Genomic DNA, 25,694 nt, shown 5'->3' with positions numbered 1-25,694 from the left:
ATAACCCTCCAAAGTGGAATGTCAACCCCCCGCCGTGATTCCGCGCCGAAACTCGAGACTTCCCGCGATCCGGCGGTAGTGTTCGCACCGAGAACAACTGTATGGACAGGTGTTCGGCTCGCGGGTCCATGAAACGTCCGGATCCGCGTCCCGAGAACTCGCTCAGGAGGCACAGGTGTCGGAAACCGTCCGCGGGATCGTGGCCCGCAGCAAAGGCGCACCGGTCGAGCTCGTCGAGGTGGTGATCCCCGATCCGGGCCCGCACGACGTGGTGGTGCGGGTGCAGGCGTGCGGGGTCTGCCACACCGACCTGCACTATCGCGAAGGTGGCATCACCGACGACTTCCCCTTCCTGCTCGGCCACGAGGCGGCGGGCGTGGTGGAAGCCGTCGGCGCCGCGGTAACCCACGTGGCCGAGGGTGACTATGTGATCCTCAATTGGCGCGCGGTCTGCGGCGAGTGCCGGGCGTGCAAGCGCGGCAAGCCCTGGTACTGCTTCGACAGCCGTAACGCGAGCAACAAGATGACGCTCGCCGACGGGACCGAGCTGACTCCCGCCCTCGGCATCGGCGCGTTCGTCGACAAGACCTTGGTACACGAAGGCCAGTGCACGAAGGTCGATCCGGCCGCCGACCCGGCGGTGGCGGGCCTGCTCGGCTGCGGGGTGATGGCGGGCATCGGCTCGGCGATACACACCGGCAACGTCTCGATCGGCGACACCGTCGCGGTGATCGGCTGCGGCGGCGTCGGGGACGCGGCCATCGCCGGAGCCCGGCTGGCGGGCGCGCGCACCATCATCGCGGTGGACCGCGACGCCCGGAAACTGCGGTGGGCCAAGGATTTCGGCGCCACCCACACCATCGACGCGAGCACCGAGGACGTGGTCGAGAAGATCCAGGAGTACACCGACGGCTGGGGCGCGGACGTGGTCATCGACGCGGTCGGACGGCCGGAGACCTGGCAGCAGGCCTTCTACGGTCGCGACCTGGCGGGCACAGTGGTCCTCGTCGGCGTGCCGACCCCGGAGATGACCCTCGAGATGCCATTACTGGACTTCTTCTCGCGCGGCGGCGCGCTGAAATCCGCTTGGTACGGCGACTGTCTTCCCGAACGCGACTTCCCCACCCTGATCGACCTCTACCGCCAGGGACGGCTGCCACTGGACCGCTTCGTCTCCGAACGCATCGGGATCGACCAGGTCGAGCAGGCCTTCGCGAAGATGCACGCGGGCGACGTGCTGCGTTCGGTGGTGGTCTGGTGACCGTCCGCATCGACCGCGTCGTCACCTCCGGCGACTTCTGTCTCGACGGCGGAACCTGGGCGGTGGACAACAACATCTGGCTCGTCGGCGACGACGACGAAGTGGTCGTCATCGATGCCGCCCACGACGCCGATCCGATCGTCGCGGCGGTCGCCGGGCGCACCGTTCGCGCGATCGTGTGCACCCACGGACACAACGATCACGTGACGGTCGCCCCCGAACTGGCCGAGCGCTCGGCGGCGCCGATCCTGCTGCATCCCGGCGACGAGCCGCTGTGGCGCATGACCCACCCGGACACGGCCTACCGGCCGCTCTCGGACGGCGATCGAATCGCGGTGTCGGACAGCGAGCTTCACGTCCTGCACACCCCCGGCCACTCCCCCGGTTCCGTCGCATTGCATCTGCCCGATGCGAAGGTCGTGTTCACGGGCGACACATTGTTCGCCGGTGGACCCGGTGCGACCGGCCGATCGTTCTCCGATTTCGGCACGATCATCGAGTCGATCCGCGAACGCCTGCTGACGCTCCCGGAGGAGACCACGGTCCATACCGGGCACGGCGATTCCACCACCATCGGCGCGGAGAAACCTTTCCTCGCCGACTGGATCGCCCGCGGCCACTGACCGCCGCGGGCGGCACCCGGCGCCGCCCGCGGCGGCACCGCGCGGATCAACCGGGGAACCGGCGATCCAGCTCCAGGTTCAACCGCAGCACCTCGACTCGCGGCTCGCCGAGGAATCCCAGCGTCCGGCCGCTGGTGTGCTCGGCGACCAGCGCGCGCACCTGCTGTTCGGAAATCCCGCGCGCCTTCGCGACCCGGGGCACCTGGATGGCCGCGTACTCCGGCGAGATGTTCGGGTCCAGCCCACTCCCGCTCGCGGTGACTGCATCGGGGGGCACCGCCGGATCGGCGGGCGCGTCGCCGTGGATCGGGACGACTCGCCCGGCGGAATAGTCCCGTCCCGGTTCGGCGCATTCGACTCGGACGCCGCGAAAGGCGGCGACGAATGGCTGCGCCGGGCACGCCTCGTTGACGCTGACGACCTGACCGGGATGCGAAACGTCCCCGTCGGCGTCACGCGGTCCGATCACCGAGAGCACCGCGCCCACACCGCCTTTCGTGCAGAACGGACGACTGCCGTCGACCCCCTCACGGTCGCCGATCTCCTTGCTGCGGGCGCAGATCGTGGTGAGCAGGCTCACGCGTGCCGGAGTGTCGACGATGTCCTCCGGTCCGAGATTGCTCGCCGCGGTGGACCGAGGATCGTAGCCGTCACCGGCGGCGGAAGGGCGGCTCTGGAAGTACCGCACCAGGGCCGCGCCGTCGGATCCGGTGAACGATTGCCCGATCAGGCCGGATCCCACGGTCGTTCCGTCGACGGCGACCAGCGACCCGTCCGCCTTCTCGTGCAGGCCGGGCAGCTGGGCCACCGCGAAAACGGCCAGCGGGTAGACGATTCCGGTGATCGCCGTGAGCGCGAGCAACGCGCGCAGGGCGGCGAGATGCTGCCGGATCCAGGTTGAAAGGCGCATGTCAGGACATCCCGGGGAGGAACTGGACCACGAGGTCGATGAGTTTGATGCCGAGGAACGGCGCGATGATGCCGCCGAGCCCGTAGACGGTCAGGTTGCGGCTCAACAGTTTCGACGCGTTCGACGGCCGGTAGCGCACACCGCGCAGCGCCAGCGGGATCAGCGCCACGATGACGACGGCGTTGAAGATCACCGCGGACAGGATCGCCGACTGCGGACTGGACAGCCGCATGACGTTGAGCAGGTCCAGGCCGGGAAACAGCGTCACGAACAGGGCGGGGATGATCGCGAAGTACTTGGCGATGTCGTTGGCGATGGAGAACGTCGTCAGCGCGCCACGCGTGATGAGCAGTTGCTTGCCGATCTCGACGATCTCGATCAATTTGGTCGGATCGGAATCCAGATCCACCATGTTGCCCGCCTCTTTGGCGGCCGACGTGCCGGTGTTCATCGCGACGCCCACATCGGCCTGCGCCAGCGCGGGCGCGTCGTTGGTGCCGTCGCCGGTCATCGCGACCAGCCGTCCGCTCTCCTGCTCCCGTTTGATCAGCGCCAGCTTGTCCTCCGGCGTCGCCTCGGCGAGGAAGTCGTCGACCCCCGCCTCGTCCGCGATCGCCTTCGCGGTCAACGGGTTGTCGCCGGTGATCATCACCGTGCGGATGCCCATGCTGCGCATCTCGTCGAACCGCTCGCGCATGCCCTGCTTCACCACATCCTTGAGGTGGATCACGCCGAGCACCCGGGCGGCACCGCCGTCGACCTGGCCGACGACCAGCGGCGTGCCGCCCGCGGCGGAGATGCCGTCGACGGTGGCGCCGAGTTCCGCCGGCACCGAACCACCCTGCGATCGCACCCATTCGGTGACCGCGCTCGCCGCGCCCTTGCGCAGCAGACGGCCCTCGACGTCGACGCCGGACATCCGGGTCTGCGCGGTGAACTCCACCCACCGCGCGTGGCTCAGCTCGCCCGGTGTGCGCTCCCGCAGGCCGTAGGCCTGTTTGGCGTAGACCACGACCGAGCGGCCCTCCGGGGTCTCGTCGGCCAGGCTGGAAAGCTGTGCGGCGTCGGCCAGTTCCGCCTTGCTCACGCCGGGCGCCGGGACGAAGTCCGCCGCCTGGCGGTTGCCGAGCGTGATGGTGCCGGTCTTGTCCAGTAGCAAGGTGTTCACGTCTCCGGCCGCCTCGACGGCCCGCCCGGACATGGCGAGCACATTGCGCTGCACCAGGCGATCCATGCCCGCGATCCCGATCGCCGACAGCAGCGCGCCGATGGTCGTGGGGATCAGGCACACCAGCAACGAGACCAGCACGATGCCGGTGACGCCGTGCGCGTCCAGCGCCACGGTGTCCGGCACGCCCGGATTGTTCGACTTGCTGAAGATCGCCATCGGCTGCAGCGTGACCACCGCGAAGACGAAGATGATCGTCAACGCCGCCAACAGGATGTTCAGCGCGATCTCGTTCGGGGTCTTCTGCCTGCTGGCCCCCTCCACCAGGGCGATCATCTTGTCGATGAAGCTCTGCCCCGGTTCCTGCGTGATCCGGACGACGATCCGGTCCGACAGCACGGTGGTGCCGCCGGTCACCGCCGACCGGTCACCGCCGGATTCTCGGATCACCGGAGCGGATTCACCGGTGATCGCCGACTCGTCGACCGAGGCGATGCCTTCGACGACGTCGCCGTCACCCGGGATCACCTGCCCCGCCTCGACCACGACGTGATCGCCGCGACGCAAGTCCGGGGCCGCGACGCGCTCCTCGACCACCCGCGCGCCCGGCGACCACTCGACCAGTCGCCGCGCGACGGTGTCGGTCTTCGCCTTGCGCAGCGTGTCGGCCTGCGCCTTGCCGCGCCCCTCCGCGACGGCCTCGGCCAGGTTCGCGAAGATCACCGTGAGCCACAGCCACACGACGATCGCCCAGGCGAAGAAGGTCGGGTCCGCCAGCGCGAGCACGGTCGACCACGCCGCGCCCAGTTCGACGATCAGCATCACCGGGTTGCGCCACAGCGTGCGCGGATCGAGCTTGCGTACCGCGTCCGGCAACGAGGTCAGCAGCATCTTGGGGTCGAGCACGCCGTTCGGGACACTCTTGCCCCGTGGCCGCTCGGGCTCGGCCTGTGCCGAGACGTTCTCATCGATCGCGGGACTCGACATGTCAGTGGATTCCTTCGGCGAGCGGCCCGAGCGCCAGCGCGGGCAGGAAGGTGAGCGCGACCAGGATCACCGTCACGCCGACGACCATGCCGACGAACTGCGGACGATGGGTCGGCAGCGTGCCGATCGATGCGGGAGTGGTGCCCTGCCGCGCGAGCGAACCGGCCAGCGCGAGCACGAAGATGATCGGCAGGAAGCGCCCGAAGAGCATGGCCAGGCCCAGCGCGGTGTTGTACCACTCGGTGTTGCCGGTCAGGCCCGCGAAAGCGGAGCCGTTGTTGTTGGCGGCCGAGGTGAACGCGTAGAGCACCTCCGACAGTCCGTGCGGCCCGGAGTTGAGCATGCTCGCGCGCCGGCCCGGCATCGCCATCGCGGCGGCCGTGCCGACCAGCACGATCAGCGGGCTGATCAGGAAGTACGACGCGGCCAACTTGATCTCGCGCGGCGTGATCTTCTTACCCACATACTCCGGGGTGCGACCGACCATGAGGCCCGCGACGAACACCGTGATCACCGCCAGGATCAGCATGCCGTACAGGCCCGACCCGGCGCCGCCCGGCGCGACCTCGCCCAACTGCATGTTGAACATCGTCATCAGACCGCCGAGGCTGGTGTAGGAATCGTGGAAGGAATCGACCGCGCCGGTGGAGGTCAGGGTGGTAGCACCGGCGAAGGTGGCCGAATTCGCCACACCGAAGCGCTGTTCCACGCCCTCCATCGAGGAGCCGATCGCGGTCGGTACCGTGCCGTGGTGCTGGAGCTGGAGCTGGTTGGTCAGCGTGACGCTGAGCAGTGCGATCGTCCCCATCACCGCGGCGATCGCGTAGCCCTGCTTGCGGCTGCCCACCATCCGGCCGAAGGTGCGCGGCAGCGAAAAGCTGATCACGAGCAGCAGGAAGATCTCCACCCAGTTGGTCCAAGTGGCCGGGTTCTCGAACGGGTGCGCGGAGTTGGCGTTGTAGAAGCCGCCGCCGTTGGTGCCGAGTTCCTTGATCGCCTCTTGGCTGGCGACCGGGCCGCCCGTGATGGTCTGCTCGGTGCCGCCCAGCGTGTGCGCCACCTGGTCGTGCAGATGGAAGTTCTGGATCGCCCCGCCCGCCACCAGCACGAGGGCGAAGACGAAGGCGATCGGCAGCAGGATGCGCAGCGTGCCGCGCACCAGGTCCACCCAGAAGTTGCCGAGGTCACCGGTGTGCCTGCGAGCGAACCCGCGCACCAGCGCCACGGCCACCGCCATGCCGACCGCCGCCGAAACGAAGTTCTGTACGGCGAGCCCGGCCATCTGCACCAGGTGCCCTTGAGTGGATTCACCGGAGTAGTTCTGCCAGTTGGTGTTCGTCACGAAGCTGACCGCGGTGTTCCACGCCAGCGCGGGCGTCATCTCGGTGCCCGGATCGTTCAGGTGCAGGGGCAACCTGCCTTGCACGAGCTGGAAGAAGAAAAGGAAGAGAATGCCGACCGCCGAGAAGGCCAGCACACTGCGCGCGTACACGGGCCACGGCTGCTCGACTTCGGGATGCGCGCCTATCGCGCGATAGACGAGACGTTCGACGCGAGAATGCGCACGTCCCTCGTAGACCCGGTACATGTAGTCGCCCAGCGGCACGTGTACCAGCGCGAGCGCCGAGATCAGGGAGGCCACGAAGGCGATCCCCGCGGTTGTCGTGCTCACTCAGAACCTCTCGGGAAACAGCAGCGCCGCGACCAGGTAGACCGCGACGCCTGCGGCGAGAACGAGACCGATCAGGTTCGCGGTCACAACTTCTCCACCCCGCGCTGGATCAACCCCAGCAGCGCGAACGCCGCCACGGTGAGCGCGGTGAACACCACGACCGACATAGCTCGACAACCTCCATCCGCGCGCCGGGCTTCGGCGCGACAGAGCGAGTGAAGCGCCCCGATGGCGCGTTGGGTCGTTTCCTGACGACTTCTTGACGCCCCGGCACCTGGCATTTGCGGTTCGTTGACGGGCCCGCGATGCCCGCAAGTATGGCGTCAAGGAACACGGGCGGACCGTCAACACACCGTAAAAATCGAGGTCGGCCCGCCTGGCGGCGGTAGAAGTGGAGAGCCGGCCAGGCGGGACGATTCCAGCGCGACCGGCGCCGGGAAGGAAGAGAGGATCGCAATGTCGGCAGTGATCTTTGTCCTCGCATTCGTCTGCTGCGCGCTGGTCATTCGCGCATTCTGCGCTCGTGCGCAGACGCCGCGGCTGCAACCGGTGCGGATCGAGGCCGATGATGTGCGGCGGTGACGTGGGGCAGCGCGCCGGGACGACCCAGGGGTGTTCGGCCGGGGCGGCGCGACGCGCGATGATGAAGGCGTGAAACGCGGTCAGCTGCGTATCTACCTCGGCGCCGCGCCGGGAGTCGGCAAGACCTACGCCATGCTCGGCGAGGCGCACCGGCGACTGGAGCGCGGTCGCGACGTGGTGGCCGCGGTGGTCGAAACACACGGCAGGGAGAAAACCGCGGAATTGCTCGATGGCATCGAACGCATCCCCCCGAAGCTGATCGAATATCGCGGTAGCACGTACCAGGAAGTCGACGTCGAGGCGGTGTTGCGCCGCGCCCCCGCGGTGGTGCTGGTCGACGAGCTGGCGCACACCAACGTGCCCGGCAGCACGCACGAGAAGCGCTGGCAGGACGTAGCGCAGCTGCTCGACGCGGGGATCGACGTGATTTCCACGGTCAACGTGCAGCATCTGGAGAGCCTCAACGACGTCGTCGAGCAGATCACCGGCATCCAGCAGCGCGAAACGGTGCCCGACGCCGTGGTGCGCGGGGCGGATCAGGTGGAGTTGGTCGACATCACGCCGGAAGCATTGCGGCGCAGGCTCTCCCACGGCAACGTGTACGCCGCCGAGCGGATCGACGCCGCGCTGCGCAACTACTTCCGCGCGGGAAACCTCACCGCGCTGCGCGAACTGGCGCTGCTGTGGCTGGCCGATCAGGTCGACGCCGCGCTCGCCAAGTACCGGGCCGACCACAAGATCACCGAACTGTGGGAGGCGCGCGAGCGCGTCGTCGTGGCGGTGACCGGCGGTCCGGAATCGGAGACGATCGTGCGCCGGGCCGGCCGGATCGCCACCAAATCCAGCGCCGACCTGGTGGTCGTGCACGTGGTGCGCGGCGACGGCCTGGCCGGGGTCTCCACCGAGCGGCTGGCCCGGCTGCGCGAGCTGGCGGCCAGCCTGGACGCCTCCCTGCACACCGTGACCGGCGAGGACGTGCCCACCGCCCTGCTCGAGTTCGCCCGAGAGGCGAACGCCACCCAGCTGGTGCTCGGCACCTCCCGTCGCTCGCGGTGGGCGCGCATCTTCGATGAGGGCATCGGCTCCACGGTGGTGCAACGCTCCGGCAAGATCGACGTGCACATGGTGACGCACGAGGAGGCCCACCGCGGATTCCGGTACGCGGCCCTGCATCCGCGCCGCCCGGTGGCGGCGTGGCTCGCCGCCGTCGCCGTACCGGCCCTGGTGTGCGCGCTGAGCGCCGCCTACCTCGACGAGGTGCTGGATCTCGGCGGCATCAGTGCCGTGTTCGTGGTGGGCGTGGTCGCCGTCGCGCTGCTCGGCGGCGTCGTACCCGCCTCCTTCTCGGCGCTGCTGTCGGGCCTGCTGCTGAACTGGTTCTTCGCGCCACCCCGCTACAGCCTGACCATCGCCGAGCCGAACAGCTTCATCACCGTGGTGGTGCTGCTCATCGTCGCCGTCGCGGTGGCCGCGCTGGTCGATCTGGCCGCGAAGCGAACCGCGCAGGCGCGCAAGGCCTCTCGGCAAGCCGAACTGCTGACCATGTTCTCCGGCGCGATCCTGCACGGCGCGGATCTGCCCCGGCTGCTCGAACAGATCAGGGAGGTGTTCGGGCAGCGCGCGGTCGCCCTGGTGTCGGGTGACCAGGTCCTCGCCGAGGTGGGAGTGGGCCCACCGCGGCGGCCCTCCGACGCGGACACCGTGGTCGAGGCGGGCGATGCCGTGCACTGGTTGCTGCTGGCCGGCCGCCCGCTGGCGGCCGCCGACCGTCCGGTGCTGAACGCGGTCACCAACCAGGCCGTCGCTCTGGTCCGGCAGGCTCGCCTGGCCGAGGAGGCCAGCGCCGCCGCGGCCCTGCTGGAGGCCGATCGCCTGCGGCGGGCGTTGCTCTCGGCGGTCGGCCATGACCTGCGCACCCCGCTGGCAGGCGCCAAAGCGGCGGTTTCCAGCCTGCGCAGCGACGACATCGAGTTCTCCCCGGAGGACACCGCCGAACTGCTGGAGACCATCGAGGAGTCGGTGGATCAGCTCACCGCGCTGGTCGGCAATCTGCTCGACTCCTCCCGGCTCGCGGTCGGCGTGGTCACGCCGCAGGTGCGGCGGGTCTACCTGGACGAGGCGGTGCACCGCGCGCTGGTGAGCGTCGGGATGGGTGCGCGCGGGCTGCGACGCGCGGCGATGGACCGGGTGCGGGTCGAGGTCGGCGACGTCTCGGTGCTCGCCGACAGCGGCCTGCTGGAACGGGTGCTGGCCAATCTGATCGACAACGCGCTGCGGCACGCCCCACGCGCGGGCACGGTCCGGGTCACCGCCGAACGCGCGGGCGACCGGGTCGCGATCGCGGTCATCGACACCGGTCCCGGCGTACCGCACGGCACCGAGGAGCAATTGTTCGAGCCTTTCCAGCGGCGCGGCGACCGGGACAACACGACCGGCGTCGGGCTCGGCCTGTCGGTGGTGCGCGGGTTCGTCGAAGCGATGGGCGGCACAGTGCACGCCGAGCCCACACCCGGTGGAGGATTGACCATGCTGGTCGACTTGCCCGGCGGCGAGGCACCGGACGCGAACGGCACGGGCGTGGCACACGAGACGACGAGCGCGGGTGAGTGAGGTGTCCGCGACGACACAGGAGGCGGCGGTTGTGACGAAGACGCCCGATGCGGTGGCGACGAAGGTGCTCGTGGTCGACGACGAACCGCAGATCGTGCGCGCGTTGCGAATAAATCTCTCGGTCCGCGGCTACGAGGTGATCACCGCGGCGACCGGCAGCGCGGGCCTGCGCGCGGCCGCCGACCGGCATCCGGACGTCGTGATCCTCGATCTCGGCCTGCCCGACATGGACGGCATCGAGGTGCTCGCCGGATTGCGCGGCTGGACCTCGGCGCCGGTGATCGTGCTGTCGGCGCGGACGGATTCCGCCGACAAGGTCGAGGCGCTCGACGCGGGGGCCGACGACTACGTCACCAAACCGTTCGGCATGGACGAACTGCTGGCCCGGCTGCGCGCCGCGGTCCGGCGCGGCGTCACCGATCCCGATGCCTCGGCGCCGGTGGTGACCACCGACTCGTTCACCGTCGACCTGGCCGCCAAGAAGGTCACCAAGCGCGGCGAGACGGTGCACCTGACCCCCACCGAGTGGGGCATGCTCGAAATGCTGGTGCGCAATCGCGGCAAGCTGGTCGGGCGGCGCGAGCTGCTGCGGGAGGTGTGGGGCCCGTCGTACGCCACCGAGACCCATTACCTTCGGGTCTATCTGGCGCAATTGCGCCGCAAACTGGAGGACGATCCGTCACGCCCCAAGCACCTGCTCACCGAGGCGGGCATGGGATACCGGTTCCAGGAGTAATCCCGGCCACGGTCCGCCGACCGCGCGGAATGGCCCGTCCTCGCGCGGCGTTGCCAGGCCCGCGAACTGATTGCGACGACAATGGCAGGATCGAACCCATGGCTGAACAGACCGCTACACCCGTCACCGCCCCCGCGGCGCCGAGCGCGCCGGAGCCGACCACGTTGTGGGTCGAGCGCACCGGGACCAGGGCCTACACCGGCCGCAGCTCCCGCGGCGCCGAGGTCCTGATCGGTTCGCAGGGCGTCCCCGGTGTGTTCACCCCCGGCGAGCTGCTGAAGATCGCGCTCGCCGCCTGCTCCGGCCTCAGCGCGGACTTCCCCCTGTCGCGCAAACTCGGCGACCACTTCGACGCCACCATTCGCGTCTCCGGCGACGCCGACCGGGAGAACGAGGTCTACCCGCAGCTGGACGAGGTGTTCGAACTCGACCTCAGCGACCTCGACGAGGAGGCTCGTGAACGGTTGCTGGTCACCGTGCAGCGCGCGATCAACAAGGTCTGCACCGTGGGGCGGACGTTGAAAGCGGGATCGAAGGTGACGCTGTCGTTCGACATCGAGGCCTGATGGACGAGGCCGTTCGGTTGAGCGCCTGGGTGCACGGACTGGTCCAGGGTGTCGGTTTCCGCTGGTGGACCCGGTCCCGCGCGCTCGAACTGGGACTGGCCGGGCATGCGACGAATGCCAGGGACGGCCGCGTGCACGTGGTCGCCGAAGGTCCGCGACCGGCTTGCGAGCGGTTGCTGGCCCTCTTGCGTTCCGAGGACACACCTGGTCAGGTCAGGTTGGTTGTGGAAAGCTGGGAGCCCGCGCGGGGTGATTTGACCGGTTTCGAGGAGCGGTAGTGGTGGTTCGGGCGACGAGGGGGGCGCAGCGATGAGCACGCGAGATCCGGGTGACGAGCGCCGGGAGGAGCCCGAGCGGCCGTCCGGCCCACAGCGCCCGGCCGAGGACCGGCAACCGCCGACGCCGACGTCCGGCGATGCACAGGACAGGTCGACACCTGCCGCCGGTGGCGCCGACCGATCGACCTCCACGTCCGCATCGGGTGACGCCGATCAGCCCGAAAACAACTGGTCGAGGCCCCCTTCGGCGCCAGCGAGCGGGGCCGGTCCCGGCGATCGGCCGCCCGCCGCGCCCCCTCCTCGCCCCGGCAGTATCCAACGCCAAGAAGCGGGCGTGACCCGCCCCCGCCCGCCCACGGTGGCCGAGGCACGAGCGCGCGACAAGGCGCGCAAGCGCGCCGAGGAAGTCCAGCGCGCGGCCGCCGCGGCCGAGGAGGCCAAGAAGCGCACCCGCAAACGCGTCATGATCGGCGGAGTCGCCATCGTCGGCGTCGCCGCCCTGGTCGGCGGCGGCTATCTGGCCTATCGCGCCTTGGCTGCCCCTGACCGGGTCACGGCCCAGTGCATGAAAATCGAGAACGGCCAAGAAATCGTGGTCGACGACTCTTACTGCGGCGACGGCCGTCCTGGCTTCGTCAACGACACCGGCATCAATCCCGGTTTGATCATCCTCGGCGGCGGGCCGCAGTACCGCTACTACTACGGCGGCACCGGCACGATCGGCAAACCGCCCGTCGGCGGCACCACGATCAAGCCGAAGAGCGCCGAGATCAAGACCAAGAGCGGCACCACCATCCAGCGCGGCGGCCTGGGTAGCAAGAGCGGCGGAGGATCGTAGATGCGGCGTGTACGGGATACGCCCCGGCCGGGCTGGCAGCAGATCATCGAGAGCCAAGGCCTGGTCTACGGTGCCCCGGGGCGGGACGCGAGCGGTCAGCCGCGGCCGTACTGGGACGAGTCGGTGCACTACGAGTTCGAGATGTCGGAGATCCTCGCCTTGGAGGCCGACGTCGAACTCCTGCACTCGATGTGCCTGAACGCGGTGGAGCACATCGTGCTCACCGAGCGGTACGCCGATTTCGGCCTGCCCGAATGGAGTTGGGGCCCGATCGCCGAATCCTGGCGGCGTTCCGATCCGCACGTGTACGGGCGTTTCGACCTGCGCTACGACGCACGGCGTCCGGCGAAACTATTGGAGTACAACGCCGACACGCCGACCTCGCTGCTGGAGGCGGCCATCGTGCAGTGGCACTGGCTGACCGACCGCTACCCCGGCGGCGACCAGTGGAACTCGTTGCACGAGAAGCTGGTCGAGCGGTGGGGCGAGTTGCGTGACGTGCTGCCCACGTCGCAGCTGCACTTCACCTGGTCCGGTGCGGACGCCACCGGCGAGGACAACGTCACCACCGCCTACCTCCAGGAGACCGCGGCCGAGGCCGGTTTCGACACCATCGCGCTGCCGATCGAGGAGATCGGATTCGATTCCGAGCTGGAGCGTTTCGTCGACCTGGCGGAGGCTCCGATGGAGGCGGTCTTCAAGCTCTACCCGTGGGAATGGGTGCTCGACGACGATTTCGGCAAACGCGTCGTGGACAGCCTGCCGGAGACCATGTGGATCGAACCGCTGTGGAAGACGCTGCTGAGCAACAAGGCGATCCTGGCGGTGCTGTGGGAGATGTACCCGGGTCACCCGAATCTGCTGCCCGCCTACCTCGACCAACCCAACGAGCTCACCGAGTACATCCGCAAACCGAAGCTGGGACGCGAGGGCGCCAACATGACGATCGTCGGCGCCGGACTGGAGACCGCGACCGGCGGCGTCTACGGCGAGGAAGGCTACGTGTACCAACTGCTCGATCCGCTCCCGGAATTCGATGACATGCGTCCGGTGCTCGGCGCGTGGATCGTCGGCGACGCCGCGGCGGGGCTGGGTATCCGCGAGACCGCGGGACTGATCACCGACGACGGCTCCGCATTCGTCCCGCATCGCATCGCCACCGACTGAGCATCGTCACCGTCAAGCACGAACCCATCTCGGCCGCATGCCGATCCATCTCGGAAGGATCAAGATGACCGCAGTCGCCCTGGAATCGGGGTACTGGAACTCGCTCGGCGAGGGCGTGGGCGCGATCGTCCTCTATGCCCTCGTCGGCTTGGTGCTCATGCTCGTCGGCTTCTACGCCATCGACCTGACCACGCCGGGCAAGCTGCGCAAGCTGGTGGTGGCGGGCAAGCCGAACGCCGTCATCGTCACCGCGGCGGGCATGATCAGCATGGCGTTCATCGTCGTGCTCGCCATCTTCGCCGTGGGCGGCGGCGGCAAGCTCTCCGAGGGCCTGATCGCCGCCCTGGTGTTCGGCCTGGTCGGCATTGTCGCGCAGGTCATCTCGGTGCGCGTCATCGAACGGGCGCTCGGCATCGACATCGGCGCCGCGCTGCACGCCGACACCTACACCACCGAGGTGCTCGTGGTGGCGGCCGCGCATTTCGCGCTCGGGCTCGTGGTCGCCTTCGCGATCCTGTAGGCGTCGTCACGGCGGTGCGTGGTGTCGGCAGGACGCTCGGTGCCCTGCCGACACCGCGTTCCGCGGAGTGCGGCCGATGGTTCAGTGCTCGTCGCCGTGGGCGAGACAGTACGCCGCCGCCGCGAGATATTGGCGGCACTCCGGGCCGTGACCGGCGTGCACGCTGCGAATGAACAATGCGCGATCCATGTCGAGATCCGTCGACGGCTCCGCGGAACAGTCCCGGTACCGGGTCCGCCACAGATCCTGTATGTCCAGCGATGTCTGCATCGTGCACCTCCCGTGCTGCGTATCAGTGCGAGAAGGCTTGCAATGTCCTTATATCGGGGGCATACCCGCTCCCGACCCGCGGCAATCGGTGCGGGTCATCGGGTCACCAACCGCCAGTCGTCGGGCAAGCGCGCCGCGGTGATCTGCGCGCCTTCTGCCTCGAGGTCGACGGTGGTCGCACCGAGCCGCAGCGCGCGCAGCGACACCTTGCCCCACCGCGCGGGCAGCTGCGGTCGAACGGTGAGCGTCCTGGTCGGCGCGTCGGGATCGAGCCCGAGGAACGCGCGCACCAGCAACAGCGGCGCCGCGCTGGCCCACGCCTGTGGCGAGCAGGACGTCGGATACGGCACGGGCGTGGCGAATCGAGACCGAGGGAAGCCGCAGAACAGCTCCGGCAGGCGTCCGTCGAACACCGCGGCCGCGTCCAACAAGCCGGTGGCCAGCCGAGTGGCCAGCTCCACCGCGCCGGGAACGTGCCGGTAGCGCAGCAGCCCCGCCACCGCGATCGCCGTATCGTGCGGCCAGACCGAGCCGCAGTGATAGCTCATCGGGTTGTAGGCGCCCATGTTCGACGCCAGCGTGCGCAACCCGAAGCCGGAATCCATCTCCGGGGCCGCCATCCGCGACACCAGCTCCGCCGCGTGCTCGTCGGTGGCGATGCCCGACCAGAGGCAGTGCGCTACATTGCTGGTCAGCGCGTCGACCTGGCGCTTGCCGCCGTCCAGCGCCACGGCATACCAGCCGCGATCGGGCAGCCAGAACTGTTCGGCGAACTTGACGCGCAACTCCGCGGCGCGTTCGCGTAGCTGGCCGGCCAGCCGCAAGTCGTCGAAAGCCTCCGCCAGTTCGGCCCTGGCCAGCAGCGCGGCGTGCACGTACCCTTGCACCTCGCACAGGGCGATGGGCGCTTCGGCGATATGGCCGGTGGCGTCGTTGATTCCGTCGAAGCTGTCCTTCCAGCCCTGGTTGACCAGGCCGCGATCGGTGGCGCGGCGGTACTCGACGAAGCCGTCGCCGTCCCGGTCGCCGTAGTCGGTGATCCAGTGCAGCGCGGCGTCGGCGGCGGGCAGCAGGTGCCGGATCGCCTCCGGGTCGGCGCCCCAGCGATGACATTCGGCCAGCAGCATCACGAACAGCGGTGTGGCGTCGGCAGTTCCGTAGTAGATGTGGCCGCCGAACACCTGTCCGCCCGCGGGGCCGCGGCGCATCTCGTGCATGATGCGGCCGGGTTCCTCCTCGGTGAGCGGGTTCACGTCCTGCCCTTGCAGTTCCGCCAACTGTTGCAGCGTGCCCAGCGCGAGATCGATCTCCAGCGGCAGCGCCATCCACGCGGTGAGCAGGCTGTCGCGGCCGAACAGGGTCATGAACCACGGTGCGCCCGCGGCGACGAAAGGCCGCGCGTCGCCGGATTCGTCGTGCATCTGCAAGGCGCCCAAGTCGCTCTCGGTGCGGCGCAGCACCCGGGTGAGCGCCGGATCGGAGGCGGCGATGTCGGTGGCGGTGTCGCGCCACGCCTCGATCTTGCGGCCCGGCGCGCTGACGTTGTAGTGCTCACCCGGCGAGATCGCCTGGAAACGCTGGTTGCCCACGGTCGGCTGGGCGATGATCTCGGCCTGCCAGCATTCGCCGACCGGCACGATCACCCGCCACAGCAGCGAACCGGGCATCACCTCGGGCTCCACGGTCGCCGAGATCGAGATGCCCCGGCTGCGGTCGGCGTGATCGTGCAGCACCAGTTCCCCGTCGGCGACCGTCACGTCCGCCCGCCCGTGTCCTGCGCGTCCTTCCTTCACCGCGAACAGGTCGACGAAGTCGGCGTCCACATGCAGTTCCAGCAGCACCGCGGTGGGCTCGCGGCCCATGTTCTCCAACGTGATCAGCTCGTGCATGCCGTCGGCCACGATCCGTTCGCGCACCACCAGCAACGTGCTGTCGGCCAGGCCCGCCTGCGGGGGCCTGCGCAACACGAACCTGGCGGCGAACGCCTCCGGACTGAGCACCGAAAGCGACTCGGCGGGTTTGCCGTTCACCAGCAACTCCCAGCGCGACAGCACGCGGGCGTCCCGGAAGAACAAGCCGTGCGGCTTACCCGGTTCGACGTCGCCGAGCCGATTGGACAGGCAGAAGGTGCCGCCTTCCACCAGGGTCACCGAGCCGCACCCCCCGAACCCGGTGGACTCACCGGAGTTCAGGGGGGCGGGGCTCACCGGTACGGAATCGGTCACGCCAAGCCGCTCGCCGCGATCCGGATCGGCGAGGCGGGCGCCGGGTCGTCGAGTGGCGTGGTCACGGCCGCCGCGGTGTCGAGCGGCACCGCCCCGGACCGCTTCTTGGAGCGCAGGACCCGGCGATACACCTGCTCGTACCCGAAACCGAGCGTGTCGGAGCCGAACTTGGCCTGCACGTGCGCCCGGCAGGCGTACGGATCCAGCGCCCTGACCTCTTCGATGGCCGCGGGCAATTCGGCGGGATCCTCACAGATCCGGCCGGTTACGCCGTCGACGATCACCTCGGACACCGCCCCGCCGCGCAGCGCGACCACCGGCGTGCCACAGACCATGGATTCGATCATCACCATGCCGAACGGTTCCTCCCAGCGGATCGGGAACAACAGGCAACGCGCGTTCGCAAGCAGCTTACGCTTGGCCGTCGCGTCGGCGAGACCGAACACGTGATCGTTTTCCGTCAGCAGCGGTCGCACCTTCTCCTCGAAATAGGCCTGCTCGGGACGCTCGCTGCACTTGCCGGCCAGCACCAGCGGGATACCCGCGGCATGCGCGGCTTCCAGCGCCAAGTGCGGGGCCTTGCACTCGTTGAACCGCCCGAGGAACAGCGCGTAGTCGTCCTTCTCGACGCGGAACGGCCAATCGTCGACGTGCAGTGCGTTGTGCACCCGTCCGGACCAGTTGAGACCCTGCGCGAGCTCGCGCTGGCGGTCGCTGATCGCCACCAAGGCGACCTCGTCGCCCAGATCCTGGTAGTAGCGGTAGATATCGTCCTCCACCGGCCCGTGGACGGTCAGCACCGTCGGAAGGCCCATGTTCTGGAAGACGGTCGCGTTCAGCGGCCCCGCGAACGTGTGGTCGTGCACCAGGTCCACACCGGAAGTGGCCGCGAGGTTCTCGATCGCGCGGCGCACCCGCAACGCGTGCACGACCTCGGGAAACGGCTCTCCGAGGCGTTCGGGCAGCGCCCGGTCCCACACCGGCACGAACTTGGCCTTCGTCCCCGGCTCCCCCGCGCCCAACAGCGTGACGTCGTGGCCGCGAGCCACCAGCGCGTCGACCAGATCGGCCACCACGGCCTCGACGCCGCCGTATGCCTTGGGCGGGACGTCGAAGTACGGTGGCACGACCATCGCGATGCGAAACGGGCCGCTGGAACGATCTGTCGACAAGTAGTCGGACGACGGCATCTCCAGATCGGACGACGCCTGCGCGGAAATCGGCACGGAAAGCGCGCTCATGACCCTCCTTCCAGGGACAACCAAGTAGCACTCGCATTCACCCAGCACTCGGAGTACCGGGCGCCGAACTGAACTAAGTGGCCCCCGCGGCGGAGGTGAAGACCTAGCTGCACCGCCGTCCATGGGGCTTGGTTGGCCTGGTCACGCGGTCGGCATGATCAGGGGGGCCGAGTGGGAGGTACCTCAGGGGGTGCCGTTCAAACCAAACAGTTCGGGAAAAATCCCCTCCCGCAGCGTTCGTTCCGCTACCGATGGGTAGTCCGGTGGCCCCGCGTTGTCGGCCGGACCATGGGAACGACGTCCGGGGTCACTGATCCGGCAGGCAGCGACCGGGATCGGGCAGGTCGGCACACGGCGCGTTGCCGTGCGCGCGCAGCACCTCTTTGCCGGTCTGATCGGTCAGGAAGTGCAGGAAGCTCGCGGCGAGCGACCCACCGGGCAACTCGCCGTTGCTGTAGGCGTACTCGACGCCCCACAAGGGATAGGCGCGCCGCACGGCGGCGTCCCGGCTCGCGCCGACACCCTCGATCGCGATGGTCGGCAGTCCGGCTCCGACGGCCTCGGAGAATTCCGAATAGCCGATGGCCCCTGGTATTTCGGCCACCGCTTTGCGCATGTCGGCGGTGACCTGCACCTCGCACTGCGCGGGCGCGGTGACGACCGTGCCCTTCAACGCCGTGCAGCTCACGTGCGGGCGCTCCGGCTGCGTGCCGCCGAGCAGCCTGCGTTCGAAGATGGTGCGCGTGCCCGAGCCGGGTATGCGGTTGACCAGCACCACCGGCAAGTCCGGACCGCCCACCTCGCGCCAGTTGCCGATCCTGCCCCGGAACAGATCCTGGATCTGGGCGGCGGTGAGGTCGCGGACGCCGACGCCGGGATGCGCGATCATGGTGAACAGCGACAACGCCAGCGGCCGGTGCACCAGTGTCGGATAGCCGCCGCCCTTCGCACCGTCGGTGACGGCGAGCAACCCGGGATTGCCCGCGCCTTCTTCGGCGAGCCGGTCCAGTCCGCGCTCGGATCCTTCGAAGCCGTAGGTGAAATCGGCGCCGACGCAACTCTTCCGATACTGCTCGGCGGCGTCTTCGATCACCTGGGCGAACGCCGAAGACCCGATCACGGTCAGTTTGCCGGAGGCGCACTCCAGCGGCGTCGGCGACGGCTCCAGTGCGGACACCACCAACTGGACGACGATCACCAGCACCAAGAAGACCGTGAGCGCGACCATCATCAGGGAAACGCCGGTGCGGCTGCGGGTCTCGGTGATCCGCCCGCCTTTGATGCCGCCGCGCAACGCCGGCGGCGGGTATTCGCCCACGCCCTCCGAACGCTGCAGGATCGCCAGAATCTTGTAGTGATCGCCGGGGGCGAGCGGCACCTTCGGCAGGTCGATCACGCCGATGTGCCCGCCGGTGTCCTCGCGCACCGCGATGCCGGAATCGGCGTCGAGGTTGTCGGCCAACGCGGGATCGCTGAGTTCGTTCACCGCCATGCCGATCACGCGGCGCTGCGGAAAACGCAGATGCAGGCCGATCCGCGCGGCTTCCGGCGCTTTGTAGTCGTGGCTGTCGATGGTCGTGATGCCGCTGTTCTCGACGCGCACCAGAACGACCGAGATGTCCTTCAGGTCCGGACTGGCGCCGTCGAGTGAGGGGCGCAGTTGCGGGAGCACACCGGGAAACACCGATTCGATCTCACCGGTGACCGGCGTATCCATCTGCACCCGATAGCCCAAGCGCCTGCGGCCGGCGAAGACGAACTCCCACAGGAACGCGCCGATGGGCACCGCGATACCGATGAGCGCGAGTACGATTTCGAGCGGAAAGTCGCCCACCAGTTGATCCCACCCCTAGCGATTCGTGTGACCCTTATTCTGTGCCGCAATAGCCTTCGGACACAGGCGAAGTCGTATTGTTCGGTACAAGTTAACCCGGCGGTCACGCTTGCGCGCGAGTCCACGCCAGCAGATCCGCCAGCGGCCAGGTATTGATCACACGTTCCGCCGCGACGCCGTTCGCGAGCGCGCGCTCGCAACCGTACCCCTGCCAGTCGAGCTGGCCGGGTGCGTGCGCGTCGGTGTCGATCGAGAAGTGACAACCCATCTCAGCGGCCAGGCGCAGCAATCGCGAAGGCGGATCCAGTCGTTCGGGCCTGCTGTTGATCTCCACGGCGGTGCCGTAGGTGCGGCACGCCTCGAACACCACTTCGGCGTCGAACGTCGACTCCGGCCTGGTGCCGCGTCCCCCCGTGACCAGGCGGCCGGTGCAGTGACCGAGCACGTCGACGTTGGGATCGGCGACCGCGTACGCCATGCGCTTGGTCATGGTCGCGCTGTCGTCGCGCAGACGCGAGTGCACGCTGGCCACGACCACATCCAACCGGGCGAGCAGATCCGCCTGCTGATCGAGGGTGCCGTCGTCGAGGATGTCCACCTCGATGCCGGTGAGGATGCGGAACGGCGCCATCCGGTCGTTGAGCTCGGCCACCACGTCCAGCTGCCTGCGCAACCGGTCGGCGGACAGGCCGTTGGCCACGGTCAGGCGCGGGGAATGGTCGGTCAGGGCGCAGTATTCGTGCCCGAGCGCGGCCGCGACTCGCATCATCTCCTCGATCGGGCTGCCGCCGTCGGACCAGTTCGAGTGGGTGTGCAGATCGCCGCGCAGCAGCTCGCGCAACGGCTTGCCCGGCGCCCCGATCGGCTGCGCGGCCGCCCGCAACTCGCTCAGGTACCGCGGCACCACGCCCGCGTACGCCTGCTCGATGACGGCGGCGGTCTTGGGCCCGATGCCGGCCAGCTCGGTCCAAGTGCCTGCCGCCCGGCGCGCCTCCCGCTCGTCGGCGGACAACTCCGCGACGACGTCGGCGGCGCGCCGGTAGGCCTTCACCCGGTGGGTCTCCGCCCGGGAGCGCTCCAGCCAGAAGCCGATCTCCCGCAGCGCCGCCTCCGGACCGGGCGCCGCGGCGGCGTCCGGCATCCCGCTCGATTCCTGACCGGGCACCGGGTCAGTGCACCCGGCTGTATTTGACGAAGGCCACCCCGTCCTCGAACACCGTGCTGGTGATCACCCGGAACTTGGCCGGTTCCGGCAGCCGCGACCCGGCGCCGAACAGCGCACGGCCGCTGCCGAGCACGATCGGGTAGAGCTTGAGGAAGATCTGGTCGATCTCCGGCAGCAGCGCCTGCGCCAGTTCCCCGCCGCCGCACAACCAGATACCCAGCCCGCTCTCCCGCTTGAGTGCGCGAACCTTCTCGATCGGGTTCTCCGAGATCAGCTCCACGGCCGCGTCGGGACTCTCGGGCAGGGTGGTCGAGACCACGAATTGCCGCAGATGCGCGTAGGGAGTGGAGGTGCCGGTGCGGACGCCGAAGTCGTGCGTCTTGCGTCCCATCAGCACCGTGTCGAAGTAGCGATTGCGCTCCTCCAACCCGATCGCCTCGCGCACCTTGGTCGGCAGCGTCTCGGGATACTGCGCGTTGATCGAGGGACCGTGGTCGCCGCCGACCGGGAAGAAGTCGACCGAGCCGTCCTCGGTGGCGATGAAACCGTCGATCGTCGACGCGACGTAATAGGTGAGCTTGCGCATGCTTCCCTTCCTCACGGTCGGCTGACATTCCGAACCGCCCTGAGGAAACGGTAGCTCGCCCGCGCTAACGACGACGAGGCTTCGGCTGGCAGCGCGGGCAGGAGTAGGACGAGCGGTTCATGAACCGCTCGCGGATGATCGGCGCACCACACCGGCGACACGGCTCGTGCTCCCGACCGTATACGGCCAGGGAGCGTTCGAAGTAGCCCGACTGGCCGTTGACGTTCACATAGAGCGCGTCGAACGACGTACCGCCCGCGGCGAGCGCTTCGCTCATCACAATGCCGACTTCGGCGAGCAACCCGCGCACCGCGGGTCTGGACAGCCCGGAGGCGGTCCGTCCCCCGTGGATCTCGGCCCGCCACAGCGCCTCGTCGGCGTAGATGTTGCCGATGCCGGAGACCACGCCTTGGTCGAGCAGCACGCGCTTGATCTCACTCTGCTTGCCCCGGATGACGGCGACCACGGATTCGACGTCGAAACGCGGATCCAGCGGATCGCGAGCGATGTGCGCGACCGGCTCGGGCACCAGGGTGCCGTCCACCTCGACCAGCGGCGCGAGCGCCCAGCCGCCGAAGGTGCGCTGGTCGACGAAGCGCAGCTGGGTGCCGTCGCCGAAGGTGGCGCGGATGTGGGCGTGCTTCTCCAGCGGCGCTTCCGCGGGCTGGACCAGCATCTGACCGCTCATGCCGAGATGCACGACGAGCGCCGCCTCCGGATCGTCGAAGGTGAGCCAGAGGAATTTGCCGCGCCGCTCGGCCGACTCGACCTTCAGGCCGGTCAGCCGTGCGGCGAGATCGGCGGCGCCTTCGAGATGGCGGCGCACCGAGCGGGGATGGGTGATCGCCACCGATTCGATCATCCGGCCGACCACGTGCTCGGCGAGCCCGCGCCGCACGACCTCGACCTCGGGAAGTTCGGGCACGTCAGGTTTCGGCGGTCAGCGCCTCGTAGGCGGCCCCCGCGGCCTTCTGCTCGGCTTCCTTCTTCGACCGTCCGACGCCCTGCCCGTAGGCCCGGCCGCCGATCACCGTGGTGGCGGTGAATTCCTTGTCGTGGTCCGGCCCGGTCGAAGTGATCTCGTAGCTGGGCACGCCGAGACCACGCTCGGCGGTGAGTTCCTGGAGGCTCGTCTTCCAGTCCAGGCCCGCGCCCATCCGCGGTCCGCGCTCGAGCAGCTCGGCGAACAGCCGCAGCACCACGGCGCGAGCCACCTCGATGCCGTGCTCCAGATGCACGGCGCCGAGCAACGACTCCATACCGTCGGCGAGGATGCTCTCCTTGTCCCGGCCGCCGGTGAGCTCCTCGCCCTTGCCGAGCAGCAGGTGGGCACCGAGCCCGCCCTCGCCGAGCCCGCGGGCGACCTCCGCCAGCGCGCGCATGTTCACCACGCTCGCGCGTAGTTTGGCCAGCTCACCCTCGGACTTCGAGGGATGCTCGTGATACAGCCGTTCGGTGATGCTCAGCCCGAGCACGGAGTCGCCGAGGAACTCGAGACGCTCGTTCGTCGGCAGACCGCCGTTCTCGTACGCGTACGACCGATGAGTCAGTGCGAGACGCAGCAGATCCGGCTGCACGTCGACGCCCAACGCGGCGAGCAGGCTCGCGTGTTCACCGGACGAGTCGGGTTCGTCGGTCACGTCGCTACGACAGATCGGACGATCAGACCGCCGCCGTGACCTGGCGGCCCTTGTAGGTGCCGCAGGACGGGCAGGCGATGTGCGGCAGGGTCTTCTCGCCGCAGGCGCGGTTCGGGCAGGTGATCAGGGTCGGCGCGGTGGCCTTCCACTGGCTGCGCCGCGACCTGGTGTTGGAACGGGACATCCGGCGCTTGGGAACGGCCACGACTACTTCTCCTCTGTCTTAATTGCTCTGCCGGTTCGGCTGATCGGTCTTGCTCAGTGGTCTCGGTCGGCCGCACCCTCGTCGGGGCTGCCGCTGCCGGGCGATTCGGAGGCGAATCTGGCCAGTCCGGCCCAGCGAGGGTCAAGTATCTCATGCCGGTGGTCGGATCCCGCAATCGCCATCCGTACGCCGCATTCCGGGCACAGTCCCGCGCAATCCGGGGTGCACAGCGGTTGCAGCGGCAACTCCAGCCCGACGGCGTCGATCACCACCGGTTCCAGATCGATGAGGTCGTCGTCCATGCGATAGATCTCGTCGTCCTCGGTGGTCTGCTCGGTGGTGCTGTCCGGATAGGCGAACAGCTCGGTCAGCCGCAGGGTGACCGAGTCGGTGAACGGCTCCAGGCAGCGCGAGCACTCACCTTCGATCGGCGCCTCGACCGTCCCGGTGACCAGCACGCCCTCGGACACCGCCTGCAACTGCAGATCCAATTCCACCTGCGCACCCACCGGAACGCCGATCAGATCCAGACCGATCCGCTCCTCGGTGGTGACGGTACGGCGCAGCTCGCGCATGGTCCCCGGCCTGCGGCCGAGGCTGCGGGTGTCCAGCACGAAAGCGGCGTCCGGCGACCGGCGCTTGGCCGATCGGGGACGCGACGCGGAACCGGAACCGGCGGACATCACGGACTCACTCACGATCGAGGGGATACGGGCAACCACTCAACAATACGCGATCACGCGGTCCGCGCCCAAACGCGGCCCATCGCGCTCGGGGCCGCTACCTGCGGAATTCCGTGGCGTAGTCGGGTGCGCCCGCCCCACTGCGCAGTTGATGGCGCCCCCGCCCGACCGTGCGCAGCGTGCTGGTCAGCGTCTCCTCGAAATCGGCGAGCCGGGAGTCGACGTAGTGGTCGCACTCCTCGCGCAGGCGATCCGCCTCGGCGTGCGCGGCGTCGATCACCCTGGCCGATTCGGCGTGCGCGGCCCGCACCACCTCGGTCTGCGTGACCAGCCGCTCCTGCTCGGCGAGCCCGTCGGCGACGGAGCGGTCGTAGGCGGCCTTGCCCGCATCGATCATCCGCTCCGACTCGGCCCGCGCCCGGCCGGTCACCGCCTCGTATTCGGCGTTGCCGTCGGCCACCACCCGATCGGCCGCCTCCTGAGCGGAGGCCACCAGGTGATCGGCGTGCGCGCTCGCCTCGGCGACCATCCGATCGGCATGCGCCTTGGCGTCGGCGAGGATGCGGTCGGCTTCCTCGCGCGCCGCGCCGATGGTGCGCTCGGCCTGCTCGTTCGCCGCGGTCACGGCGGTCTCGGCCGCGGTCCTGGCATCGGAGACGATCTTGTCGCGATGGTCGAGCACGTCCTGTGCGTCGTCGAGTTCGCCGGGCAGCGCGTCGCGGACGTCGTCGAGTAATTCCAGCACGTCGCCGCGCGGCACGATGCAACTGCGGGTCGGGGGGATGCCGCGCGCCTCTTCGACGATGGCGACCAGTTCATCGAGCGCTTCGAAAACGCGATACATGCTCACTACCCTCCTGCGGACTCACGGCGAAATCTCCGCCGACGCCCAGTGTGCCCCTCGTCACGGCTCGTGCCGAGTCCCTTTCCGGTGTGTCGTGCCAGTGTCTCGCACGCCACAAAATCAAGTGGAGACCTCCTCTCCGCTTCGTGTTACATTTTCTTGGAAGGTCGACCAAGATCTTCAGCACCTACCGCGTTCCCTGGATCGCGGACAAGGAAGCCGGAGGTAAGGACAACCCGCCGTCGAATGTTGACAGGCGCCGACACGTCAGCGATTGCCGAATATGCGCTACGAACGGAACCTGCCAAGAGTCGACGGGGGAAGCATGCGAGCACTCTCGCCGTTGTCCCTGCCGAGGGCTTGTGTTCGATCGGAAAGACGATGACCTTACTGGAACTGCCGCGACCCGGAGGAGTGAGCGCCACCAGCTTCTTCGTGCCGTGGGCCGGCCCCTATCCGGCACTGCCGAGGACCTCGGTGGCGACCGGGCTCGGCCGGCTCGCCCGGTACCTGCGCGGCGATCGAGCCTTCGCTCAGCTGATCCGATTCGCGCTGGTCGGCGGCTCCAGCAATATCGCGTACGTCCTGTTGTTCTTCGCCATGCACGGCGTCGGACCGCTGATCGCCAACGTCGTGGGCTCGATCGTCAGCACCGTGATCGCCAACGAGCTGCACCGTCAGCTCACCTTCCACGCCGCGGAACGGGTCGGCTGGTTCACCGCGCAATGGGAAGGCGGCGGGCTCGCGTTGGTCGGACTCGGCGTCACCACCGCGGGGCTGGCCGCCCTGGGTCTGTGGGCTCCCGGCCTCGGGGACACCGCCCAGGCCGTCGCGATCCTGGCGATCACCGCTGTGGTCGGCGGCATGCGCTTCCTGGCCCTACGTGGTCTGGTGTTCTAGGCTGCCCGCCCGCCTCGCTGCCCGCCTCTCCGAGTATTCAGGCCGTACCAGTGGGGTGGGACGCGAGTCGCGTTCAGGTCTTGCGTCGACAGCCGCTGGAGTTCTGGGCGTACCCCGGGGAGTTACCCATGTTCTCGCGTGATCAGTAGTTGCTTTGGCGGACCCGACAGGGGGGCGGTGAAC

The 25,694-nt window shown here is 68.8% G+C and carries 26 protein-coding genes; 11 read left to right on the top strand and 15 right to left on the bottom strand.

The window, feature by feature from the left end; translation table 11 throughout:
- Positions 1 to 175: 175 nt before the first annotated feature.
- Complete coding sequence (locus ABZW96_RS00300; RefSeq protein WP_355069863.1) at positions 176 to 1,261, top strand: S-(hydroxymethyl)mycothiol dehydrogenase; 1,086 nt, start codon at positions 176 to 178, stop codon at positions 1,259 to 1,261.
- The gene (locus tag ABZW96_RS00295; protein WP_355069861.1) at positions 1,258 to 1,884 is read left to right on the top strand and encodes an MBL fold metallo-hydrolase; all 627 of its coding nucleotides are present in this window, start codon (positions 1,258 to 1,260) and stop codon (positions 1,882 to 1,884) included. The genes ABZW96_RS00300 and ABZW96_RS00295 overlap by 4 nt, the downstream gene beginning before the upstream one ends.
- Positions 1,885 to 1,930: 46 nt before the next feature.
- Here ABZW96_RS00295 and ABZW96_RS00290 read toward each other — a convergent pair whose 3' ends face one another.
- Genes ABZW96_RS00290 through kdpF form a run of 4 tightly spaced genes read right to left on the bottom strand, consistent with a single transcriptional unit; the run spans position 1,931 to position 6,708 of the window.
- Complete coding sequence (locus ABZW96_RS00290; RefSeq protein WP_355069859.1) at positions 1,931 to 2,794, bottom strand: potassium-transporting ATPase subunit C; 864 nt, start codon at positions 2,792 to 2,794, stop codon at positions 1,931 to 1,933.
- A 1-nt stretch (position 2,795) separates the two neighbouring features.
- Entirely contained in the window at positions 2,796 to 4,949 is a 2,154-nt protein-coding gene (gene kdpB, locus ABZW96_RS00285; protein WP_355069857.1) for a potassium-transporting ATPase subunit KdpB, read from the bottom strand.
- Position 4,950: 1 nt separating this feature from the next.
- Complete coding sequence (gene kdpA, locus ABZW96_RS00280; RefSeq protein ID WP_355069855.1) at positions 4,951 to 6,621, bottom strand: potassium-transporting ATPase subunit KdpA; 1,671 nt, start codon at positions 6,619 to 6,621, stop codon at positions 4,951 to 4,953.
- The gene (gene kdpF / locus ABZW96_RS00275) at positions 6,622 to 6,708 is read right to left on the bottom strand and encodes a K(+)-transporting ATPase subunit F (protein ID WP_195128160.1); all 87 of its coding nucleotides are present in this window, start codon (positions 6,706 to 6,708) and stop codon (positions 6,622 to 6,624) included.
- A 369-nt stretch (positions 6,709 to 7,077) separates the two neighbouring features.
- Between kdpF and ABZW96_RS00270 the strand changes: the two genes are divergently transcribed.
- From ABZW96_RS00270 to ABZW96_RS00235, 8 genes are all read left to right on the top strand, one after another.
- Positions 7,078 to 7,203, top strand: a complete 126-nt coding sequence (locus ABZW96_RS00270; RefSeq protein WP_355069854.1) for a hypothetical protein — start codon at positions 7,078 to 7,080, stop codon at positions 7,201 to 7,203.
- Positions 7,204 to 7,272: 69 nt separating this feature from the next.
- Positions 7,273 to 9,813: a sensor histidine kinase KdpD gene (locus ABZW96_RS00265; protein WP_355069852.1), complete on the top strand. Its 2,541-nt coding sequence runs from the start codon at positions 7,273 to 7,275 to the stop codon at positions 9,811 to 9,813.
- Between the two features lie 31 nt (positions 9,814 to 9,844).
- Entirely contained in the window at positions 9,845 to 10,549 is a 705-nt protein-coding gene (locus ABZW96_RS00260; protein ID WP_355069850.1) for a response regulator, read from the top strand.
- A 98-nt stretch (positions 10,550 to 10,647) separates the two neighbouring features.
- Entirely contained in the window at positions 10,648 to 11,115 is a 468-nt protein-coding gene (locus ABZW96_RS00255) for an OsmC family protein (RefSeq protein WP_355069848.1), read from the top strand.
- Positions 11,115 to 11,393 (top strand): acylphosphatase, encoded by a 279-nt coding sequence (locus ABZW96_RS00250; RefSeq protein ID WP_355069847.1) that lies wholly within the window; start codon positions 11,115 to 11,117, stop codon positions 11,391 to 11,393. Before ABZW96_RS00255 ends, ABZW96_RS00250 begins: the two co-directional genes overlap by 1 nt.
- A 334-nt stretch (positions 11,394 to 11,727) precedes the next feature.
- On the top strand, positions 11,728 to 12,231 hold the full coding sequence (locus tag ABZW96_RS00245; RefSeq protein WP_355069846.1) for a hypothetical protein: 504 nt from the start codon (positions 11,728 to 11,730) through the stop codon (positions 12,229 to 12,231).
- Positions 12,232 to 13,398 (top strand): glutathionylspermidine synthase family protein, encoded by a 1,167-nt coding sequence (locus ABZW96_RS00240; protein WP_355069844.1) that lies wholly within the window; start codon positions 12,232 to 12,234, stop codon positions 13,396 to 13,398.
- Positions 13,399 to 13,462: 64 nt separating this feature from the next.
- Entirely contained in the window at positions 13,463 to 13,918 is a 456-nt protein-coding gene (locus ABZW96_RS00235) for a DUF350 domain-containing protein (protein WP_355069843.1), read from the top strand.
- 81 nt (positions 13,919 to 13,999) lie between these two features.
- Here the strand turns inward: ABZW96_RS00235 and ABZW96_RS00230 are convergent, their stop codons facing one another.
- The 11 genes from ABZW96_RS00230 to ABZW96_RS00180 all read right to left on the bottom strand — a co-directional run bounded on the left by ABZW96_RS00230 (position 14,000) and on the right by ABZW96_RS00180 (position 24,611).
- Complete coding sequence (locus ABZW96_RS00230; RefSeq protein WP_039799555.1) at positions 14,000 to 14,188, bottom strand: hypothetical protein; 189 nt, start codon at positions 14,186 to 14,188, stop codon at positions 14,000 to 14,002.
- Positions 14,189 to 14,283: 95 nt separating this feature from the next.
- Positions 14,284 to 16,395 carry a glycogen debranching N-terminal domain-containing protein gene (locus tag ABZW96_RS00225; protein WP_355070982.1) on the bottom strand — a complete coding sequence of 704 codons (2,112 nt, stop codon included), beginning with the start codon at positions 16,393 to 16,395 and terminating at the stop codon, positions 14,284 to 14,286.
- Positions 16,396 to 16,409: 14 nt separating this feature from the next.
- Complete coding sequence (locus ABZW96_RS00220; RefSeq protein WP_355070981.1) at positions 16,410 to 17,603, bottom strand: glycosyltransferase family 4 protein; 1,194 nt, start codon at positions 17,601 to 17,603, stop codon at positions 16,410 to 16,412.
- Positions 17,604 to 17,961: 358 nt separating this feature from the next.
- On the bottom strand, positions 17,962 to 19,488 hold the full coding sequence (locus tag ABZW96_RS00215; RefSeq protein ID WP_355069841.1) for a substrate-binding domain-containing protein: 1,527 nt from the start codon (positions 19,486 to 19,488) through the stop codon (positions 17,962 to 17,964).
- Positions 19,489 to 19,591: 103 nt separating this feature from the next.
- Positions 19,592 to 20,629 (bottom strand): PHP domain-containing protein, encoded by a 1,038-nt coding sequence (locus ABZW96_RS00210; RefSeq protein WP_355070980.1) that lies wholly within the window; start codon positions 20,627 to 20,629, stop codon positions 19,592 to 19,594.
- 28 nt (positions 20,630 to 20,657) lie between these two features.
- Entirely contained in the window at positions 20,658 to 21,239 is a 582-nt protein-coding gene (locus ABZW96_RS00205) for a dihydrofolate reductase family protein (RefSeq protein WP_355069839.1), read from the bottom strand.
- A 64-nt stretch (positions 21,240 to 21,303) separates the two neighbouring features.
- Entirely contained in the window at positions 21,304 to 22,164 is an 861-nt protein-coding gene (gene mutM, locus ABZW96_RS00200; RefSeq protein ID WP_355069838.1) for a bifunctional DNA-formamidopyrimidine glycosylase/DNA-(apurinic or apyrimidinic site) lyase, read from the bottom strand.
- A gap of 1 nt (position 22,165) precedes the next feature.
- The gene (gene rnc / locus ABZW96_RS00195) at positions 22,166 to 22,879 is read right to left on the bottom strand and encodes a ribonuclease III (RefSeq protein ID WP_355069836.1); all 714 of its coding nucleotides are present in this window, start codon (positions 22,877 to 22,879) and stop codon (positions 22,166 to 22,168) included.
- A 22-nt stretch (positions 22,880 to 22,901) separates the two neighbouring features.
- A complete protein-coding gene (gene rpmF / locus ABZW96_RS00190; RefSeq protein WP_014987105.1) occupies positions 22,902 to 23,084 on the bottom strand; it encodes a 50S ribosomal protein L32 in 183 nt (60 codons plus the stop codon).
- A gap of 53 nt (positions 23,085 to 23,137) precedes the next feature.
- Positions 23,138 to 23,767 (bottom strand): DUF177 domain-containing protein, encoded by a 630-nt coding sequence (locus ABZW96_RS00185; RefSeq protein WP_355070978.1) that lies wholly within the window; start codon positions 23,765 to 23,767, stop codon positions 23,138 to 23,140.
- A 97-nt stretch (positions 23,768 to 23,864) separates the two neighbouring features.
- On the bottom strand, positions 23,865 to 24,611 hold the full coding sequence (locus ABZW96_RS00180; RefSeq protein WP_355070976.1) for a DivIVA domain-containing protein: 747 nt from the start codon (positions 24,609 to 24,611) through the stop codon (positions 23,865 to 23,867).
- A gap of 381 nt (positions 24,612 to 24,992) precedes the next feature.
- On the opposite strand from ABZW96_RS00180, the gene ABZW96_RS00175 reads away from it, so the two are divergent.
- Positions 24,993 to 25,511, top strand: coding sequence for a GtrA family protein (locus tag ABZW96_RS00175; RefSeq protein ID WP_355069834.1), 519 nt, complete (start codon positions 24,993 to 24,995; stop codon positions 25,509 to 25,511).
- The last annotated feature ends 183 nt before the right edge of the window (positions 25,512 to 25,694 follow it).

The organism is Nocardia sp. NPDC004168, assembly GCF_040610355.1.
In the GTDB taxonomy this organism is placed as follows: Bacteria; Actinomycetota; Actinomycetes; order Mycobacteriales; family Mycobacteriaceae; genus Nocardia; species Nocardia sichangensis.
Note: the sequence above shows the minus strand (reverse complement) of the source record. Positions and strands in the feature narration are given on the sequence as shown.

Bases quoted from the DNA above. Each gene is read 5' to 3' on its own strand.
- ABZW96_RS00210 (WP_355070980.1), bottom strand. From the start codon at position 20,629: ATGCCGGACGCCGCCGCGGCGCCCGGTCCGGAGGCGGCGCTGCGGGAG.
- ABZW96_RS00270 (WP_355069854.1), top strand. From the start codon at position 7,078: ATGTCGGCAGTGATCTTTGTCCTCGCATTCGTCTGCTGCGCGCTGGTC.
- ABZW96_RS00235 (WP_355069843.1), top strand. From the start codon at position 13,463: ATGACCGCAGTCGCCCTGGAATCGGGGTACTGGAACTCGCTCGGCGAG.
- ABZW96_RS00255 (WP_355069848.1), top strand. From the start codon at position 10,648: ATGGCTGAACAGACCGCTACACCCGTCACCGCCCCCGCGGCGCCGAGC.
- ABZW96_RS00230 (WP_039799555.1), bottom strand. From the start codon at position 14,188: ATGCAGACATCGCTGGACATACAGGATCTGTGGCGGACCCGGTACCGG.
- ABZW96_RS00290 (WP_355069859.1), bottom strand. From the start codon at position 2,794: ATGCGCCTTTCAACCTGGATCCGGCAGCATCTCGCCGCCCTGCGCGCG.
- ABZW96_RS00240 (WP_355069844.1), top strand. From the start codon at position 12,232: ATGCGGCGTGTACGGGATACGCCCCGGCCGGGCTGGCAGCAGATCATC.
- ABZW96_RS00175 (WP_355069834.1), top strand. From the start codon at position 24,993: ATGACCTTACTGGAACTGCCGCGACCCGGAGGAGTGAGCGCCACCAGC.
- ABZW96_RS00180 (WP_355070976.1), bottom strand. From the start codon at position 24,611: ATGTATCGCGTTTTCGAAGCGCTCGATGAACTGGTCGCCATCGTCGAA.
- kdpB (WP_355069857.1), bottom strand. From the start codon at position 4,949: ATGTCGAGTCCCGCGATCGATGAGAACGTCTCGGCACAGGCCGAGCCC.
- ABZW96_RS00220 (WP_355070981.1), bottom strand. From the start codon at position 17,603: ATGCCGTCGTCCGACTACTTGTCGACAGATCGTTCCAGCGGCCCGTTT.
- ABZW96_RS00185 (WP_355070978.1), bottom strand. From the start codon at position 23,767: ATGTCCGCCGGTTCCGGTTCCGCGTCGCGTCCCCGATCGGCCAAGCGC.
- ABZW96_RS00205 (WP_355069839.1), bottom strand. From the start codon at position 21,239: ATGCGCAAGCTCACCTATTACGTCGCGTCGACGATCGACGGTTTCATC.
- ABZW96_RS00250 (WP_355069847.1), top strand. From the start codon at position 11,115: ATGGACGAGGCCGTTCGGTTGAGCGCCTGGGTGCACGGACTGGTCCAG.